The 17507-nt window shown below is 63.3% G+C and carries 13 protein-coding genes; 8 read left to right on the forward strand and 5 right to left on the reverse strand.

Annotation, left to right across the window (positions count from 1 at the left end):
• Position 1 precedes the first annotated feature (1 nt).
• From topA to CT676_RS27110, 4 genes are read left to right on the forward strand one after another with little or no spacing between them, the layout of a single operon-like run.
• On the forward strand, positions 2-2749 hold the full coding sequence (gene topA / locus CT676_RS27095; protein WP_135215731.1) for a type I DNA topoisomerase: 2748 nt from the start codon (positions 2-4) through the stop codon (positions 2747-2749).
• A 19-nt stretch (positions 2750-2768) separates the two neighbouring features.
• Positions 2769-5117 (forward strand): ribonuclease R, encoded by a 2349-nt coding sequence (rnr, locus tag CT676_RS27100; protein ID WP_135215732.1) that lies wholly within the window; start codon positions 2769-2771, stop codon positions 5115-5117.
• Positions 5111-5551, forward strand: coding sequence for a DUF983 domain-containing protein (locus CT676_RS27105; RefSeq protein ID WP_063982804.1), 441 nt, complete (start codon positions 5111-5113; stop codon positions 5549-5551). Before rnr ends, CT676_RS27105 begins: the two co-directional genes overlap by 7 nt.
• A gap of 32 nt (positions 5552-5583) precedes the next feature.
• The gene (locus CT676_RS27110) at positions 5584-6333 is read left to right on the forward strand and encodes an NUDIX domain-containing protein (RefSeq protein WP_135215733.1); all 750 of its coding nucleotides are present in this window, start codon (positions 5584-5586) and stop codon (positions 6331-6333) included.
• 27 nt (positions 6334-6360) lie between these two features.
• On the opposite strand, the gene CT676_RS27115 is transcribed toward CT676_RS27110, so the two are convergent.
• Both CT676_RS27115 and CT676_RS27120 read right to left on the reverse strand, forming a co-directional pair.
• A complete protein-coding gene (locus tag CT676_RS27115) occupies positions 6361-7719 on the reverse strand; it encodes a metallophosphoesterase (protein WP_135215734.1) in 1359 nt (452 codons plus the stop codon).
• A 76-nt stretch (positions 7720-7795) separates the two neighbouring features.
• Positions 7796-8338 carry a hypothetical protein gene (locus CT676_RS27120; protein ID WP_167768175.1) on the reverse strand — a complete coding sequence of 181 codons (543 nt, stop codon included), beginning with the start codon at positions 8336-8338 and terminating at the stop codon, positions 7796-7798.
• A 220-nt stretch (positions 8339-8558) separates the two neighbouring features.
• Between CT676_RS27120 and CT676_RS27125 the strand changes: the two genes are divergently transcribed.
• Both CT676_RS27125 and rpmG read left to right on the forward strand, forming a co-directional pair.
• Entirely contained in the window at positions 8559-9884 is a 1326-nt protein-coding gene (locus tag CT676_RS27125; RefSeq protein WP_135215736.1) for an LLM class flavin-dependent oxidoreductase, read from the forward strand.
• 207 nt (positions 9885-10091) lie between these two features.
• Positions 10092-10259, forward strand: a complete 168-nt coding sequence (rpmG, locus tag CT676_RS27130) for a 50S ribosomal protein L33 (RefSeq protein ID WP_007603295.1) — start codon at positions 10092-10094, stop codon at positions 10257-10259.
• Positions 10260-10353: 94 nt separating this feature from the next.
• Here rpmG and CT676_RS27135 read toward each other — a convergent pair whose 3' ends face one another.
• The 3 genes from CT676_RS27135 to CT676_RS27145 form a co-directional block, all read right to left on the reverse strand.
• Positions 10354-11514, reverse strand: a complete 1161-nt coding sequence (locus CT676_RS27135) for a cytochrome c (protein ID WP_244623278.1) — start codon at positions 11512-11514, stop codon at positions 10354-10356.
• Positions 11515-11596: 82 nt separating this feature from the next.
• On the reverse strand, positions 11597-13375 hold the full coding sequence (locus CT676_RS27140) for a GMC family oxidoreductase (protein ID WP_135215737.1): 1779 nt from the start codon (positions 13373-13375) through the stop codon (positions 11597-11599).
• A gap of 1 nt (position 13376) precedes the next feature.
• Positions 13377-14126 (reverse strand): gluconate 2-dehydrogenase subunit 3 family protein, encoded by a 750-nt coding sequence (locus tag CT676_RS27145; protein ID WP_245343938.1) that lies wholly within the window; start codon positions 14124-14126, stop codon positions 13377-13379.
• Positions 14127-15534: 1408 nt separating this feature from the next.
• Between CT676_RS27145 and CT676_RS27155 the strand changes: the two genes are divergently transcribed.
• The gene (locus CT676_RS27155) at positions 15535-15861 is read left to right on the forward strand and encodes a BA14K family protein (protein ID WP_071913076.1); all 327 of its coding nucleotides are present in this window, start codon (positions 15535-15537) and stop codon (positions 15859-15861) included.
• Positions 15862-16290: 429 nt separating this feature from the next.
• Positions 16291-17139 (forward strand): SDR family NAD(P)-dependent oxidoreductase, encoded by an 849-nt coding sequence (locus CT676_RS27160; RefSeq protein ID WP_135215738.1) that lies wholly within the window; start codon positions 16291-16293, stop codon positions 17137-17139.
• Positions 17140-17507: the final 368 nt, after the last annotated feature.

Raw genomic sequence — 17507 nt, forward strand, 5'->3', positions numbered from 1 at the left:
CATGAATATCGTCATTGTGGAGTCGCCGGCGAAAGCCAAGACGATCAACAAGTATCTGGGCTCGTCCTACGAGGTTCTGGCCTCGTTCGGCCATGTCCGCGACCTCCCGGCGAAGAACGGTTCCGTCGATCCGGACGCAAATTTCAAGATGATCTGGGAGGTCGACCCCAAGGCGGCCGGCCGGCTCAACGATATCGCCAAGTCCCTGAAGAACGCCGACCGCTTGATTCTCGCCACCGACCCTGATCGCGAGGGCGAGGCCATCTCCTGGCACGTGCTGGAGGTGCTGAAGGAAAAGCGCGCGCTGAAGGATCAGAAGATCGAGCGCGTGGTGTTCAACGCCATCACCAAGCAGGCCGTCACGGATGCGATGAAGAATCCGCGCCAGATCGACGGCGCGCTGGTCGACGCCTACATGGCGCGTCGGGCGCTGGACTATCTGGTCGGCTTCACCCTCTCCCCCGTGCTGTGGCGCAAGCTGCCGGGCGCCCGCTCGGCCGGCCGCGTGCAGTCGGTGGCGCTGCGGCTGGTCTGCGACCGCGAGCTCGAAATCGAAAAGTTCGTGCCGCGCGAATACTGGTCGCTGATCGCGACCCTGCTGACGCCGCGCGGCGACGCCTTCGAGGCGCGGCTCGTCGGCGCCGACGGCAAGAAGATCCAGCGGCTCGACGTCGGCAGCGGCGCGGAAGCCGAAGACTTCAAGAAGGCGCTGGAAGCAGCCGCCTATGCCGTGACCGCGGTTGATGCGAAGCCGGCCCGGCGCAATCCGCAGGCCCCTTTCACCACCTCGACGCTGCAGCAGGAAGCCAGCCGCAAATACGGTTTTGCGCCGGCGCACACGATGCGCATCGCCCAGCGCCTTTATGAAGGCATCGACATCGGCGGCGAGACCACCGGACTCATTACTTATATGCGTACCGACGGCGTGCAGATCGATCCGTCCGCGATCACCCAGGCGCGCAAGGTGATCGGCGAGGATTACGGCAACGCCTATGTGCCGGAGGCCCCGCGCCAGTATCAGGCCAAGGCCAAGAACGCCCAGGAAGCGCATGAAGCGATCCGCCCGACCGACATGTCGCGCCGCCCCGACAGCATGAGCCGCAAGCTCGATGCCGACCAGGCGCGACTCTATGAGCTGATCTGGAAGCGCACCATCGCGAGCCAGATGGAATCGGCCGAGCTCGAGCGCACCACTGTCGACATCACCGCGAAGGCCGGCGGCCGCACGCTGGAGCTGCGGGCGACGGGTCAGGTCGTCAAGTTCGACGGATTCCTCGCGCTCTACCAGGAAGGCCGCGACGACGAGGAAGACGACGATTCGCGCCGCCTGCCCGCCATGAGTGCGGGCGACGGCTTGAAGCGGCAGTCGCTCGCCGTCACCCAGCACTTCACCGAGCCGCCGCCGCGCTTCTCGGAGGCCTCGCTGGTCAAGCGCATGGAAGAGCTCGGCATCGGCCGTCCCTCGACCTATGCCTCGATCCTCCAGGTCCTGAAGGACCGCGGCTACGTCAAGCTGGAGAAGAAGCGCCTGCACGGCGAGGACAAGGGCCGCGTCGTGGTCGCCTTCCTCGAAAGCTTCTTCAGCCGCTACGTCGAATATGACTTCACCGCAAATCTGGAGGAGCAGCTCGACCGCATCTCCAACAACGAGATCTCCTGGCAGCAGGTGCTGAAGGACTTCTGGACCGGCTTCATCGGCGCCGTCGACGAGATCAAGGATCTGCGCGTCGCTCAGGTGCTCGACGTGCTCGACGACATGCTGGGCCAGCACATCTATCCGCCCCGCGCCGATGGCGGCGATATCAGGCAGTGCCCGAGTTGCGGCAACGGCAGGCTGAATCTCAAGGCCGGCAAGTTCGGCGCCTTCGTCGGCTGCTCGAACTATCCGGAATGCCGCTACACCCGCCAGCTCGCCGCCGACAGCGAGACCACCGCCGACCGTTCGCTCGGCCAGGACCCCGACACCGGTCGCGATGTCTGGGTCAAGGCCGGCCGCTTTGGGCCCTACATCCAGCTCGGCGAGCAGAAGGATTATGAGGAAGGCGAGAAGCCGAAGCGCGCGGGCATCCCGAAGGGCACCTCGCCGGGCGACGTCGAGCTCGAGCTTGCGCTGAAGCTGTTGTCGCTGCCGCGCGAGATCGGCAAGCATCCGGAGACCGGTCAGCCGATCACGGCGGGTCTCGGCCGCTTCGGGCCGTTCGTGAAGCACGAGAAGACCTACGCCAGCCTGGAGAGCGGCGACGAGGTCTTCGATATCGGCCTCAACCGCGCGGTGACGCTGATCGCGGAAAAGATCGCCAAGGGCCCGAGCCGCCGCTTCGGCGCCGACCCCGGCAAGGCGATCGGCGATCATCCGACGCTGGGCACTGTCACGGTGAAGAGCGGCCGTTACGGCGCCTATGTCACGGCAGGCGGCGTCAACGCGACGATCCCGGCCGAGTTCGAAAAGGACACCGTCACGCTGCCGCAGGCGATCGCGCTGATCGACGAGCGCGCGGCCAAGGGCGGCGGCAAGACCAAGGCGAAGAAAGCCGCGAAGCCGGCCAAGGCCAAGAAGGCTGCGGCGAAGGCCACCGACGGCGATGACGCCGCGCCGAAGCCGAAGAAACCGGCCGCGAAGAAGGCGGCCAAACCCAAATCCGAATCCACCAGCAAGGCGCGCGCCGCCGTGTCGTCGACCGCAAAAACGTCGCCGACCAAGGCCGCCGCCCCCAAGGCTCCGGCCAAGAAGAGTGCCGGCAAGACCTAGATCAAGAATTAGAGGTTAAGTGAAACGCAAGAATGACCATGGCTTTCCCGACCGGAGCGCCATCGTCGCCTTCATCAAGGCAAATCCCGGAAAGGTCGGGACCCGCGAAATTGCGCGCGAGTTCGGCCTGAAGAACGCCGATCGCATCGAGCTCAAGCGCATGCTGCGCGAGCTCGCCGACGACGGCACCATCAAGAAAAAACGCCACAAGGTTTCCGAGCCGGACGCGCTCCCGTCGACGCTGGTCGCCGACATCACCGGCCGTGACAGTGACGGCGAGCTGATCGCCTCCCCCACCGAATGGGACGAGGTCGAAAGCGGCGAGCCGCCGAAAATCCTCATCGTAATGCCGCGCCGGCCGAAGCCCGGCACCGCCGCCGGTGTCGGCGATCGCGCGCTGCTGCGCGTCGAGCGCTCGGACGAGAACGAAGGCCCGGCCTATCGCGGCCACATCATCAAGGTTTTCGACAAGACGAAGAGCCGCATCCTCGGCGTGTTCCGCGAGCTTCCCGAAGGCGGCGGACGGCTGGTCCCGGTCGACAAGAAGTCTGCCGACCGCGAGCTGAACATCGCCGCAGCCGACACGCACGGCGCCCGGGACGGCGACCTCGTCAGCGTCGACATCGTCCGCACCCGCAGCTTTGGGCTGGCCTCGGGCCGGGTCAAGGAGAAGCTCGGCTCGGTCAAGTCGGAGAAGGCGATCAGCCTGATCGCGATCTACGCGCACGACATCCCCCTGCAGTTCCGGCCCGCGGCAGAGCGTGAAGCCGAAGCGGCAGAGCCGGCCAATCTGAAGGGACGTGAAGACTGGCGCGACGTGCCGCTCGTCACCATCGATCCCCCGGATGCGAAGGATCACGACGACGCGGTGCATGCGCAGCCCGATCCTGATCCGAACAACAGAGGTGGCTTCATCGTCGATGTCGCCATCGCCGATGTCAGCTTCTACGTGCGGCCGGGCACCGCGCTCGACCGCGACGCGCTCGATCGCGGCAACTCGGTCTATTTCCCGGACCGCGTCGTGCCGATGCTGCCCGAGCGCATCTCCAACAATCTATGTTCGCTGGTGCCCGGCGAGCCGCGCGGCGCGCTCGCAGTGCGCATGGTGCTCGGCTCCGATGGTCGCAAGCGCTCGCACAGCTTCCACCGCATCCTGATGCGCTCGGCGGCGAAGCTAAACTACGCCCAGGCGCAGGCCGCGATCGACGGCCGGCCCGACGACACCACCGGACCCCTGCTCGATCCGATCCTGAGGCCGCTCTATGCCGCCTATGCCTGCGCCAAGCGCGCCCGCGACGAGCGCGATCCGCTCAATCTCGATCTGCCCGAGCGCAAGATCCTCTTGAAGAGCGACGGCACGGTCGATCGCGTCGTCGTGCCTGAACGTCTCGATGCGCACAAGCTGATCGAGGAGTTCATGATCCTCGCCAACGTCGCGGCGGCCGAGATGCTGGAGAAGAAGTCTCTCCCGCTGATCTACCGCGTGCATGACGAGCCGACGCTGGAGAAGGTCCACGCGCTCGCGGAGTTTCTGGAGACGCTGGACGTTCCGTTCGCGAAAGGCGGCGCGCTGCGCCCGGCTTTGTTCAACCGCGTGCTGGCGCAGCTCGAAGGCCACGACCACTTCCCGCTGGTGAGCGAGGTCGTGCTGCGCGCGCAGGCACAGGCCGAATATTCCGCCGAGAATTACGGTCATTTCGGCCTGAACCTGCGCCGCTACGCGCATTTCACCTCGCCGATCCGCCGCTATGCCGACCTCGTCGTGCACCGCGCGCTGGTCCGCGCGCTCGGCCTCGGCGAAGGCGCCCTGCCCGACAGCGAGACGCCGGAAAGCCTTGGCGAGGTCGCAGCCCACATCTCGGTGACCGAACGGCGCGCGATGAAGGCGGAGCGCGAGACCGTCGACCGGCTGATCGCCCATCACCTCGCCGACCGCATCGGCGCGAGTTTCCAGGGCCGCGTCTCCGGCGTCACGCGCGCCGGCCTGTTCGTCAAGCTCGCCGAGACCGGCGCCGACGGCCTGATCCCGATCCGATCCCTCGGCACGGAATATTTCAACTATGACGAGAGCCGGCACGCGCTCGTCGGCACGCGCAGCGGCACCATGCATCAGCTGGGTGACGTCGTTGACGTCCGTCTGATAGAAGCAGCTCCCATCGCAGGCGCGCTACGCTTCGAGCTGCTGTCGTCGACCGGCGAGACCGCGCCGCGCGGCCGCAGGCCATCCGGTCCGCAACGCCGCCCTTCGTTCAAGGCGCATCCCGGACGCAGTCCAGCGAAGAAACATAAGGCGGCGAAACAGAAGAAGCCCGGCAAGGGCAAGAAAGCCAAAGGGAAAGGCAAGGGCCAGAAGGGCAAGGCATGGTGACGACGAGCACGGCCCCAAAGATCTGGACGCGCGAGACCGGTCTCGTCGAGAAGCGCGACGTCTGGACGGCCATGAAGCGCGGTTTCCGCAGCCGCTGCCCGCGCTGCGGCGAGGGCAAGCTGTTCCGCGCCTTTCTCAAAACCGCGGACAATTGCTCGGTCTGCGGCCTCGACTTCACGCCGCATCGCGCCGACGATCTGCCGGCCTATCTCGTGATCGTCATCGTCGGCCACATCGTGGTGCCCACGATCCTCTGGATCGAGACCAATTACACCACGCCGGTCTGGCTCAGCTTCGCGGCCTATCTGCCCTTCACCTTCGTCGCCTCGCTCGCGCTGCTCCAGCCGGTCAAGGGAGCTGTCGTCGGCTTGCAATGGGCTCTGCGCATGCACGGCTTTGACGACAACCCTCCGGATGGTATTCCGCCGGTCTAAGCAAATAATCAAAAAGCGGTTTGGGTGAGGACATGACGGATACGTCGCAGGGAGCCGAGAAGGCCAAGATCCACGAGGGCAAGGAAGCCGACCATCATCCCTATTTCCGCCCCCGCGATGCGGCAACCCTGATCCTGGTCGATCGTAGCGGCAACATTCCAAAAGTCCTGGTCGGCAAGCGCCACGACAAGGTGGTCTTCATGCCCGGAAAGTTCGTCTTCCCCGGCGGCCGCGTCGACAAGGACGATTACCGCGTGCCGTGTGCTGCACCCATCACCGCCGAGCTGGAAGCCAATCTCGCCAAGGGCAGCCCGAAGACTCCGGCCTCGCGCGCAAAGTCGCTGGCGATTGCCGCAATCCGCGAGGCCTGCGAAGAGACCGGCCTCTGCCTCGGACGCAAGACCGAGGGGAAAGCAAAACTCGAGGGTGCCTGGAAGCCGTTCGCGGATGCGGGCCTGCTGCCCGACCCCTCAAGCCTGTTCCTGATCGCACGCGCCATCACCCCGCCCGGCCGCGTCAAGCGGTTCGATACCCGCTTCTTCACCGCGGACGCCTCCGCGATCACCCACCGCGTCGAGGGGGTGATCCATGCGGATGCCGAGCTGGTCGAGCTGGTCTGGGTCGAGCTCGGCTCAAAGCCGCTCGCCGATCTGCATCCGATGACACGCAACGTGCTCAACGAGCTCGACACCCGCCTTGCCACCGGCCCGCTCCGCCACGATGCGCCGGTGCCGTTCTTCCATTTCTACGGCGGCAAGATGCAGAAGGATATTTTGAGCTGATCCGGCCACCGAACTCCCCAGGCTCGTTCACGCGATCAGCAAACTCAGCGCGGCACCTCTGAAGGCGCGGTCTTCGCTGCCACCTTGTCCGTGGCCGATCGCCCATTGCTGCGGCCACACAAGCTGCTCCAACCCTCGCGCCGTCGCAGAGGTGAAGGACGACCAACGCGGGGAGCCGTGATCGCGGTACAAGAGACCGCCGGGGCCCATATCCGGGTAGATCGCGACGTGAATATCGAAACCCTCGCCCGCCGGAAGATCAGGTCCAAACCAATAGGTTGGGCTTCGCCCCGGCTCACGAGCAACGATGGCTGTCAGAGTTTGCCTCGGTCCCCGAAGACCAAGCCAGAACGGCGCGATCGAACCCGGCGCGAAAGCCGTGAAAATCGTCTGGGCCGCTGCGACATCGGTCGCAGCGCTTTGCCCCACGAGCCTCAGCTCGATCCGGCGCCCGCTCTCCACACATCCGCTGAACGGCGCTTCGACATCTCCGGGCCGCAGCTCTCTCCATTTGGCGGGATCAGGATCCGGTAGCGGCCATTCCATCCTCTCCCTGACAACGCCGTCAGTATCGAGCACCTGATAACGCAGGCCTTCCTCGTCAAGCGCGACCTGAATGCAATGCAGATACTCGACGCGTTCCGGCATCCTGTGAGCCGTTCCCGCGCCCGCAGTGCAGATCTGCAGGACACCGCGATGCGCCTGGACATCGAAGGCGAGGATGTGGCTGCACAGATAGGCGAGCACGTTTTCGTTCACCAGGATGTCCCAAAACGGGCGAGCGTATTCGTGGCCGATCTCGCGCTGATACGTCCCGGTAAAGCCGTTGACCGGAAACACCGGGTGATGACCAAGGACGAGCTTGTGCCGGGCATCGCCATGCTCTCTGAGCGTCGCTTCGAGCCACGCGAGCTCGACATGGCCCTCACCTCCCAGGCCGCTCCAGAGCGTGTTGACGAACACCATCAGGAGGTCGCCGCGCCGCACGAAGTAGGAGAGACCCGCCTGTCCCGGCGGTCCATTTTTCGGCAGCTCGAGCACTGCACGAAACACCGCCTCGCTCATCAAATCATAGGTCGTGTGGTTGCCGGTTGTGTGCCACATCGGAATGGCCGCACGGTCGAGCCATGCCATTTCCGTATCCAGCCAATAGCGCCACTGCGCGCGGAGTGCGTCCGGATCCGGCGTCAGCCCGATGATTTCATCGCCCGGGAAAAGAACGAATTCAGGCTGCGGCCTCAGGCGTTGAACGACCGCATTGACCGAGGCGAAGGTCTTTTCGTGCAATCCACCCGGAACGCCCGAACAGGAGTCGCCATACAACAGGAATTGGTGGCCCTTGCCGCGCGGTCGAAGCGCGGGAATGGAATTATTCGCTGAGGTCATGGCCTTCCATTGCGGTGTGAGGCCGCGAGGATGGCAATTTCCGCAACGGCTAGCAACAGGCCGTGGCTGGACCTAATCAGGAATCATCAGGCTCGGCGCCGACATAGTCGCGCGCCGGCAGCTTGAGGACGCGGCTGATCTCGCTTGCGAGCTTGTCCGCCTCCTCGCGCCTGGTGAAGCTCTGAAGCGTGATCGGCTCGGTGCCCCTGTTACCGCAGAGATTGACGTCGTAGGTCGTCAGATCCGTATCATAGTCGTCGGTGATGCTGATGAAGTGATAGTCGGCGAGATCGCGGTGCTTGCGAATATTGAGCGGGCCGAACTGCCTGGTGACGACGATCTGGCGCAGCGTCTCGTTGAGCACGACGAAAGTACGGAACGTCAGCAGGATGATTCCGGGGATACCGACGAGCAGTCCGAGCCCCGTGAACACCAGCACCGGCACGAGATCATCGGCGAGCCGGCCGAAGCCGGAAAAATCCTGGCGCAGGCCGAGGCCGACATTCCACAAGAGATAACCGCTCGCGGCCAGCAGCGGCAGCGACAGCAGGCGGCCGACCCAGGGCATGGGCCGGTCGATGCGAACGGTGCCGCCGTCCACGGTCATTGCGCCTGCCATTGAAGGTCTCCTCACGGGTCCTGGCTTGGTCGGGGCGAGCGCGGGATTGGTTCGATGCGGGCCGCATTCGTCATGCCCTTGCCGCTGCGCGCGGCCTTGAATGACGCGATTGTGCTGAGCGCGTCGCAAAAAACGAAAAAATCTTCCCGCCTCCCCCAATGGCGGAGTCCCCACGCGTCCCTATGTCTTCCCCAACGACACCCAGAGCGGATACGGGGCGATGGCACAACGGCAACTCAAGCTTGGCGCGTTCATGCGCCCGATCAGCATCCACACCGGCGCCTGGCGCTATCCGGGGGCCTGGCCGGACGCCAATTTCAACTTCAGCCATATCAAGACGCTGATCCGGAAGCTCGAGGCCGGCAGGTTCGACGCCTTCTTCATGGCCGATCACCTCGCCGTGCTGAACATGCCGGTCAACGCGCTCAAGCGCAGCCACACCGTGACCTCGTTCGAGCCGTTCACGCTGCTGTCGGCGCTGTCCGCCGTCACCGAGCGCATCGGCCTGATCGCGACGGGCTCGACGACGTTTGACGAGCCCTACCACGTGGCGCGCCGCTTCGCCTCGCTCGACCATCTCAGCGGCGGGCGCGCGGGCTGGAACATCGTCACCACCTCGAATCCGGACGCGGCGCTGAATTTCGGCCTCGACGACCACATGGAGCATGCCGAGCGCTACAAGCGCGCCCGCGAGTTCTACGACGTGGTCACGGGCCTCTGGGATTCCTTCGCCGACGACGCCTTCGTGCGCGACGTCGAAAGCGGCGTGTTCGTCGATCCCGCGAAGATGCACGTGCTCGACCACAACGGCAAATATCTGAAGGTGCGCGGCCCCCTCAACATCGCGCGGCCCGTGCAGGGCTGGCCGGTGATCGTGCAGGCCGGCGCATCGGAGGACGGCAGGCAGCTTGCGGCGGAGACGGCGGAAGCCGTGTTCACCGGCGGCGGCCCCCTCGCCGACGGCCAGAAACTCTATGCCGACATCAAGGGCCGCATGGAGAAGATCGGCCGCGATCCTGAACATCTCAAGATTCTTCCCGGCGCCTTCGTCGTGGTCGGCGACAGCGTCGATGAGGCCAAGGAGAAGCGCGCGCTGCTCGACAGCCGCGTGCACTACGACAGCGCCATCGCCTCGCTCTCGGTCATCATCGGCACGGACGCCTCGGGCTTCGATCCGGACGGGCAACTGCCGGAGATTCCGGAGACCAACGCCAGCAAGAGCGGCCGCCAGCGTATGGTCGACCTCGCCAGGCGCGACAAGCTCACCGTGCGCCAGCTCGCCCAGCGCGTCGGCGGCTATGGCGGGCTGTCCTTCGTCGGCACCGCCAAGACCATCGCCGACCAGATGGAGGAATGGCTGGTCGGGCGCGGCTCCGACGGCTTCAACATCATGTTCCCGTTCCTGCCCGCCGGCCTCGACGATTTCGTCGACAAGGTGGTGCCGGAGCTGCAGCGGCGCGGGATTTTCCGCAAAGAGTATGAAGGGGCCACGTTGAGGGAGAATCTGGGCCTGCCGCGGCCGAAAAACCGGTTCTTCGAGGCGTAATGGGACCGTTTTGGGTGGTTTTCCGCTCTAGAGCCCCGTTCGGGGCTCTAGGTTGTTGTTTTTGACGCGTTTTCTTGACGCGAACCGGTGCCCACTTCGCTCGAAAACGCTTCGAAACCTTGACATCAGGCGGTTTCTGGCTAGGTTGCCGGCCAACGCGGGCCGTTTGGCCGGCTCCAGATTCCCTTCATTCCTGAGGTTCTGAACATGGCCAAAGCGGTCACCATCAAGGTCAAGCTCGTGTCCTCGGCTGACACCGGCTTCTACTACGTCGCCAAGAAGAATTCGCGCACCATGACCGACAAGCTGGTCAAGAAGAAGTACGATCCGGTCGCGCGCAAGCACGTCGAATTCCGCGAAGCCAAGATCAAGTAAGAAGATCAAGTAAGATCGCGGAATAAGCTACGGACTTTTGACGGGGCCTCACGGCCCCGTTTTTATTTTGCGGCTCACGTCTCGGACGGCCGGCTCAGTCGTTGCGGAAAGCGGTGTCGGACCGAACACGCGTCACTTCGGCTGCATCGATCGGGGCAGCGGCACCACCCCAGCTATTTCTGACAAAGCTGAGCACCGCCGCGACCTGGCGATCATCGAGCTGCCAGCCGTAGGACGGCATGCCGGGTGCCGTCGGCTCGGCCTTGGTGCCGACGCTTCGCGCACCACGGAGCACCATTCGGATTGCCGTTGTGGGATCATTTGATTGCACCATCGTGGACTCTGCGAGGGCGGGAAACAGGTGTGGAACGCCCTTGCCTTCGATCCCGTGGCAGGCGGAACATTGGTCTCGGTAGATCGCGCCTCCGGCCGCCATCACGTTCGCACCCACCGGGGCAAGCCTCGCCTCATCCTTGTTGCCCGGCAATGATTTCAGATACGTCGCAATAGCCTTCGTATCCTCATCCTTCATCCTGGACGTCGACAGCTCGACGGCCTCCGCCATCGGCCCTGTCGCAGCGGTAGCGCGATTGTGCCCCGTCTTGAGGTAGAGCGCGACATCGTCTGCCGTCCAACTGCCCAGTCCTGTCCGCCGGTTGTTGGTGATGTCAGGCGCCGACCAGCCCTGAAGATTTGCTCCCTGCAGATATTGATCGGTTCGGTCGCCTCCGAGCAGCGTCTTCGGCGTGTGACAGGCTCCGCAATGCGCCGGCCCGTCGACGATGAACTTGCCGCGATTCCATTCGGCGGATTTGGTCGGTTCCGGCTTGTATTCACCTGCCGCGAAGTAGAGCGCGTTCCACACGATCATCGTTGAGCGGATATTGAATGGAAACGGAAGCGTATCCGCGTTGCGCGAATTTCGGACCGGCTCCAGCGAAGTCAGATAGGCCCGGATTGCCATCACATCGTCACGCGACATCCGGGTGTACGCATTGTAAGGCATGGCCGGATAGAGATGCGCGCCGGTTCGTCCGATACCCTTTCTCACCGCGGCATCGAATTGATCGTCGCTCCAGGCTCCAATGCCCGTTTCCAGATCGGGCGTGACATTGGGCGATATGATGTTGCCGAACGGCGTTTCGATCGGCCGCCCACCCGAAAACGGCTTGCCGCCGGGAACGGTATGGCAGCCGGCACAGTCCGACAGGATCGACAGATAGCGCCCGCGTTCGATCTGGGTGAACTCTTGCATGTTTGCGGAGCCGGCATGCGCGCGGCCGGCCAGCGACGCCGAAGCGAGCACTGCGCAAACGAGCGTGCATACGCGAGGAATCCTACGCATCGACCAGCCTTCCGGGATTCTTGAGGTACTGGTTCCGGATCGCGGCCGCCGACCAATAAGCGAGCGCGCCGACCGTGAGCGTCGGGTTGTAGCCGGCGTTCTGCGGAAAGGCGCTTGCCCCCATCACGAACAGATTCGGGACATCCCAGCTCTGCAGATATTTGTTGAGGACGCTTGTCTTGGGATCGGCCCCCATGATCGCACCGCCGTTGAGATGCGTCGTCTGGTAGGTCGTTATGTCGTATGGCGCGGTTCGATACTGCACGGCGAGCTTTTCAGCGCCCATCGCCTTGATGATCTCGGCGAACTTGTCGGTGAGAAACTTGTTCTGCTTGATCTCGTTCTCCTTGAGATCCATCGTGATCCGCATCAGCGGACGCCCGAACCGGTCCTTATAGGCGGGGTCGAGATCCAGGTAGATGTCGCGGTAGGCGTAGAAGCTGCCATGCACACCGGTGCCGGGCTTGACCGTGCTGAGATAATTGTCCTTCACCGCCTTCTTCCAGTCGGCGCCCCATGCCGGCGTTCCCGGCGGCACCAGGGTGCTTTCGATCGGACGAGCACCTGTCTGCACCTGGCCGACATAGCCGCCGCCGACGAAACCATGCGGCCCGTGATCGAAATTGTCGCCGTTGAACTCGTCGATACACATCCCGATCGAACCCGATGCGATGAACGGGTTGAAGTTGAACTTCTTGTTGTCGAAGAAGCCATTGACCGACGAGATCGTCTGGTGGGTGTAGTTTCGGCCGACGACCCCAGTGTTGGTGACGGGGTCGTAGGGCTGCCCGACTTGCGAATGCAGAAGAAGCTGCACGTTGAACATCGTGTAAGCCGACAGGATCACGAGGTCGGCCTGCTGCTCCCATTCTTCGCCGCTCGAGTCCACGAATGTCACGCCGGTAGCGCACTTGCCTGAACGATCGACATTGATCCTAACAACCTCTGAATTGTCGCGGAGGCTGAAGTTCGATTTTCGAATGAGATGCGGCAGGATGGTTGTTTGCGGGCTGGCCTTGGAATAATTGCCGCAGCCAAACCACTCGCAGAAGCCACAATAGGTGCAGGGGCCAAGGCGCATGCCCAGCGGGTTCGTATAGGCTTGCGAGAGATTGCCCGAAGGCTGCGGGAACGGCTTGTAGCCGAGCTCGCGCGCGGCTTTCCCGAACAGCGTATGGCTGAACGGCTGGGCCTGCGCCGGGGTCGGATAAGGACGGGACCGCGGCCCTTCGAACGGATTGCCGCCGTCCATGATCTTGCCGCTCAGATTTCCGGCCGTCCCCGACGTGCCGCACAGATATTCAAAGCGATCGTAATGCGGCTCGAGCTCGTCATAGGTCACGCCCCAATCCTGGATCGTCATATCCGGGGGCAGGAACGCCGCGCCATAGCGTTCGGTCAGATGTGTCTTCAGCACGAAATCCGACGGGAGAAACCGCCACATTTCCGCATTCCAGTGCACGCCCCCGCCGCCGACGCCGTTCGGCGGCATGAACGCGCCCCAGCTCCGGATCGGCAGCGCCGTCTGGTCCATCTTGTTGCGGAACGTGAACGTCAGCTGGTCCGGACGCAGGAACAGCTCGTGCCGGATGCGATAACGAAGTTCGTCCTGCATGTAGCCCGGCGGAAAATCCGTCGGCGCGTCGCGCCATGGACCGCGCTCGAAAGCGATGACCTCGAGCCCCTCGTCGGTCAGCTCATTAGCCATGATCGCGCCGGTCCAGCCGAAACCGACGATGACGACGTCTTTCCTGGGAAGCCTTCGGGACATGCTACGACCTCGTCCATTGCGCGTTGCCGGTCATGCCAACCGGCGGCAGCGGAAAGCGCTCGTTGTGGCGGTTCACCCAATCGAGATAGTTGTAGCGCGCGCCCGGATAGCCGATCATCTTCCACGCGACCATGTCGCGGTTCCCGCCATAGATCGGGTCCGCGAAAAATCCCATCTGGGCGTCCTTGACGAGTTGCGTGAAGAACGCCTTGCCGTCGACGCCGTCGAGCTTGAGCTCGCCCTTGTCGACCGCCTTCAGAAGCGCGATCCTGTCGTCGCCGGAGAGCTCGGCGAAGGGCTTTCCACCACTGTGCTGCTTGCACGCACGATCGAATGCAGCGAGACCGTCCCGATAATCCTGTGCCGGACCGTTCGCCGACTGATGGCCCTGATTCTTCAGGCCGGCCTGAAACGGTGGGCGCACATACAATCCCTCCTGCCGGCCGTAAGGCCCAGCCAGCTGCCGGTCGATGAACACGGCGCAGCCGGCATCCTTGCCGCCCGGCGTCTCCGGATCCGGCGGGATGATGCAATCAACGAGTGCCTCCATGGCTCTGCCTTCTTCGCCGTTGAAAAACTCCCACGGCCCAAGCTTGATTGGCGGCGGCGGATTTCCCGCATTTGGAGCCCAGGGCAACCTCCCTGCGATTGTGGCGGCTTTGACGGTCGTCGCGCTGAACAGCAGCAGGGCCGTCCCAGCAAGAAATTCCCTGCGTCGCAGGCCGATCATTGTGGGCGTCCCCTGTTTCATTTTTTCTTCCTCGTCGGTCCACCGCGCTGGAACTTCGATGAGCTTTCGGAGAAGTGAAACGCCTCCACGTCGTCGCTCACGACCTGCATCTATCGGTCATGATCGACAACAATTGCCCGTGAACACCTCACCGACTCTCAACGCGCGGCTTCTCGTTGTACGATCGCAAATTGATCGCGTATTTCACGAAGCCGGCGCGTTTCCAAAAAAACACGGAGCCGATTGCTGCGAGCAGGCAGCGGAATCTCGCGGCAAGTCTCCTGTGTCCCGGACGCGCTGCAGTGCGCAACGTTGCTGCGCTGCGTCCGGGGCACGAGACCGAAGTTGACGCGCTGCTCTTTCTCCACGCCGTCGTTGCGGGGAGTTCTTGCGACGGAGCAATCCAGAGCCGTTCCGCCGAGGGCCACGCTTTGTGTGGATGGCGCGTTTATAGGCAGATGCCCCCTCAACCCTCGGTTGCCCAATCCGAAATGTATGTTACCGTGCATTTACCGGGGCGGCATCTCCGTCCCGAATTTGGGAAGGACATGCTCATGAAATTCTCGTCAAGCTTTGTCGTGCCCTCAGCCGTCGCTGTCTTATCAACTGCCTTGCTGTGCGCCCCGGCAGCGTCGCAAATCCCGACTGGGTCCGCCGCCACGATTCCCCCTGTCACGGTCGACGCGCCGAAACAGGTGGCAAAGCCGCACGTGTCGGAGCGGGGAGCAAACACAACGGCGCCGCGTCGGACTGCGTCAACCGCTCGAACGTCAACCGCGAGCACGCCTTCGTATGCGCCGGGCTCGGTGATGGGGAGGATTGCCAGCCTGGAGAAAGTCGCCAGCAGCTGCAACGGTGGCTGTGCATCAAGCTTCCCAAGCGGCAAAGATCCCTGGGTCGGATGCAGCGAGTCGGGCGGCGGTACGAACTATGGACCTTTCTCGCCAACGTGCCGAGACACCATCACCCATACATCCTACGAGGGTTGCGTTGAAACCAAGGTGTTCCTGGGCGAAAACCGAAACAAGGCCCACTGGTTTTGCAGCAGCCTGCAGGCCGGCAACAGGTTTAAAGTTGCCGAACTCAAGCGATCAGGACGTCGCTAGTCCATACCGCCCGCTGGCTTTCTGTTTCAGTTGAACCTAGACCCGATGTCGGCCAGCGCTGGCCGCAGCTAGCCCAGCGTCGCCCGCCGGTCGCGCGCAAGCGCACCGTCGAGGTGACGCTGCGCTGCGCCCGGGGCACGAGAGCATGGCGGCGGTGGACCATTCTTTTGCGTTCCGCAAGCAAACGATTCTTTCTGCATTTGAACGACGAGATCGCGTCAGGTCGCGCGCATGGGATCAAGCGAGCTTGTTCAGCGCAGATGTCGATCCAACTCCTCTCGCACCGGCAGCACGATTGCACCGGGCAATGATGGAGATGGACCATGACTGGACTTAAAATTCTCGCTGCCGTGGCTTTGTTGTCGGGCCTGACCGCAAGCACCGCCTACGCGCAATCCGGCTTTGCGAGCAGCCATCCCGACACGTACGAGGCCGAGAACCCCAATCGCAACCTGAACGGCACGCTGACGCCGGCCGGTCGGCTGGGCCTCGAGTTGCCGGATGGCGCAGCTCCTGCGCAAGGCGCGGACAGCGCCATGGCTCGCGCGGATGGCACTGCTTCACGTTCCTGCGCGGAGCGTTATCGATCCTACGATCCGGCGACGAGCACCTACCTCGGGTGGGACGGCAACCGCCATATCTGCAGGTAACGCTAAGCCGCAAGTCACCGGATCAGATGGAGTTCGAACGGATGGCCAGATGACCGGTTGGATTCGAGGCGCCGTCGAGATGGCGTCTCGAACTTTCCATGACACCTTACGCGTCACGGCCAACGCGTGACTCTCCTCGGGTCTTCATGCTCGTCGTTCTGCCGGAGACGCCTCGGGTGCCGACGCTTGTGACAGCGCGCCCCCAAAGCGCCGCGTTGCGTCCAAGGCACGAGCGCAGAAGTAGATGTATGCTCCTGAATTGTCGCGTCCGCCATGCGCATGGAAGACGACGTTGATACCTAGTTGCCCATGTCAATGATGGGCCACGATCCGGCACGCTTCCCAATCCCTCGAAAACGCGGTCATATGGCGTCCGGGTACACTTGGCGTTTTGGCGCGAGGGTATCCGCTTGCACGGGGAGAACGCGCGTGAAGGAACTCGCTGGAAAGACTGTGTTCGTGACCGGTGCAGCGTCAGGCATTGGACTGGGGATCGCGACCGCCTTCGCCCAAGCGGGGGCGAAGGTCATGCTTTGCGACATTGAAGAAGCGGCTCTGTCCGCAGCGCTCGAGCAACTGAGGCTCACCAACGTCGATGTCGACGGCGTGAAAGCGGACGTTTCACTCAAAGCCGAACTCGCGGCGGCCGCCGAAGCCACGACTGCTCGCTATGGCAAGGTGCATATCCTCGTCAACAACGCGGGCGTCGGCGGCGGTGGGCCTTATGGCGCCTGGACCGAGGCGTCGTGGAACTGGACCTTGGGCGTCAACCTGATGGCGACCATTTGGGGGATCGAGATTTTCGGGCCGTTGATCGAGCAGCATGGCGAGGGTGGACACATCGTCTCCACAGCCTCGATCGCTGGCCTCATTTCAGGGGAGAGCAACGCATACAACGTCTCCAAGTATGGCGTTGTCGCGCTGTCCGAGGGCCTGCGGCGTGAACTCGCGCCCCGAGGGATTGGCGTATCGGTGCTGTGTCCAGGGATCATCCGCACTCAAATCATGGACTCGAGACGCAATCTCCCCAAACGCTTCGAGGGGGCGCTTCCTCCCTTGCCGACTTCGGGCCCACGTGCCGAGTGGATCAATATGCTCCGGGAACGCATCTCTCAGGGCATAGAACCCAACTATGTCGGCGAACTCGTCCGCGAAGGCGTCGAAAAGGACTTGCCATATATCTTCACCGACCTCGAATTTGAGCCGATGATCGAAGCGCGCTTCGCCGCAATCAAGCAAGGCTTTGACCACATCCGCGGGCGCACCCCGAAACGTTGAGCGCGCAGCCCTTCCACCAGCCTTAGCGGCTAACACGAATATTCGGATAGGGCTGAAACCGGCTTCAAAGCCGTTGCGCAGTGGACCGCCAATGTCTCAGTTGGATCAAAATGCGAAGAACTCAGAGTGAGCAAAGTCAGTCCGCTCTACCTCACCAGGCGGACCTCAATGAAAGGTGTCGCCACTTCGCTGATGGGCCAGAAGCGGACGACGAGACCGAGCGTCTTGGCATCCCCAAGGCCAACGATAAGCTCGAACTTCTCCGGTGACTGCGTCCATCTGGGCTTGCCTTACGAACCCACTGACTACACGCTACCCAAATGAGCAGATTCCACGCCCGAGGTAAGGTCGTGATCGGCGCCACGGCA

The sequence above is a fragment of the Bradyrhizobium sp. MOS001 genome (genome assembly GCF_004634465.1).
GTDB lineage: Bacteria > Pseudomonadota > Alphaproteobacteria > Rhizobiales > Xanthobacteraceae > Bradyrhizobium > Bradyrhizobium barranii.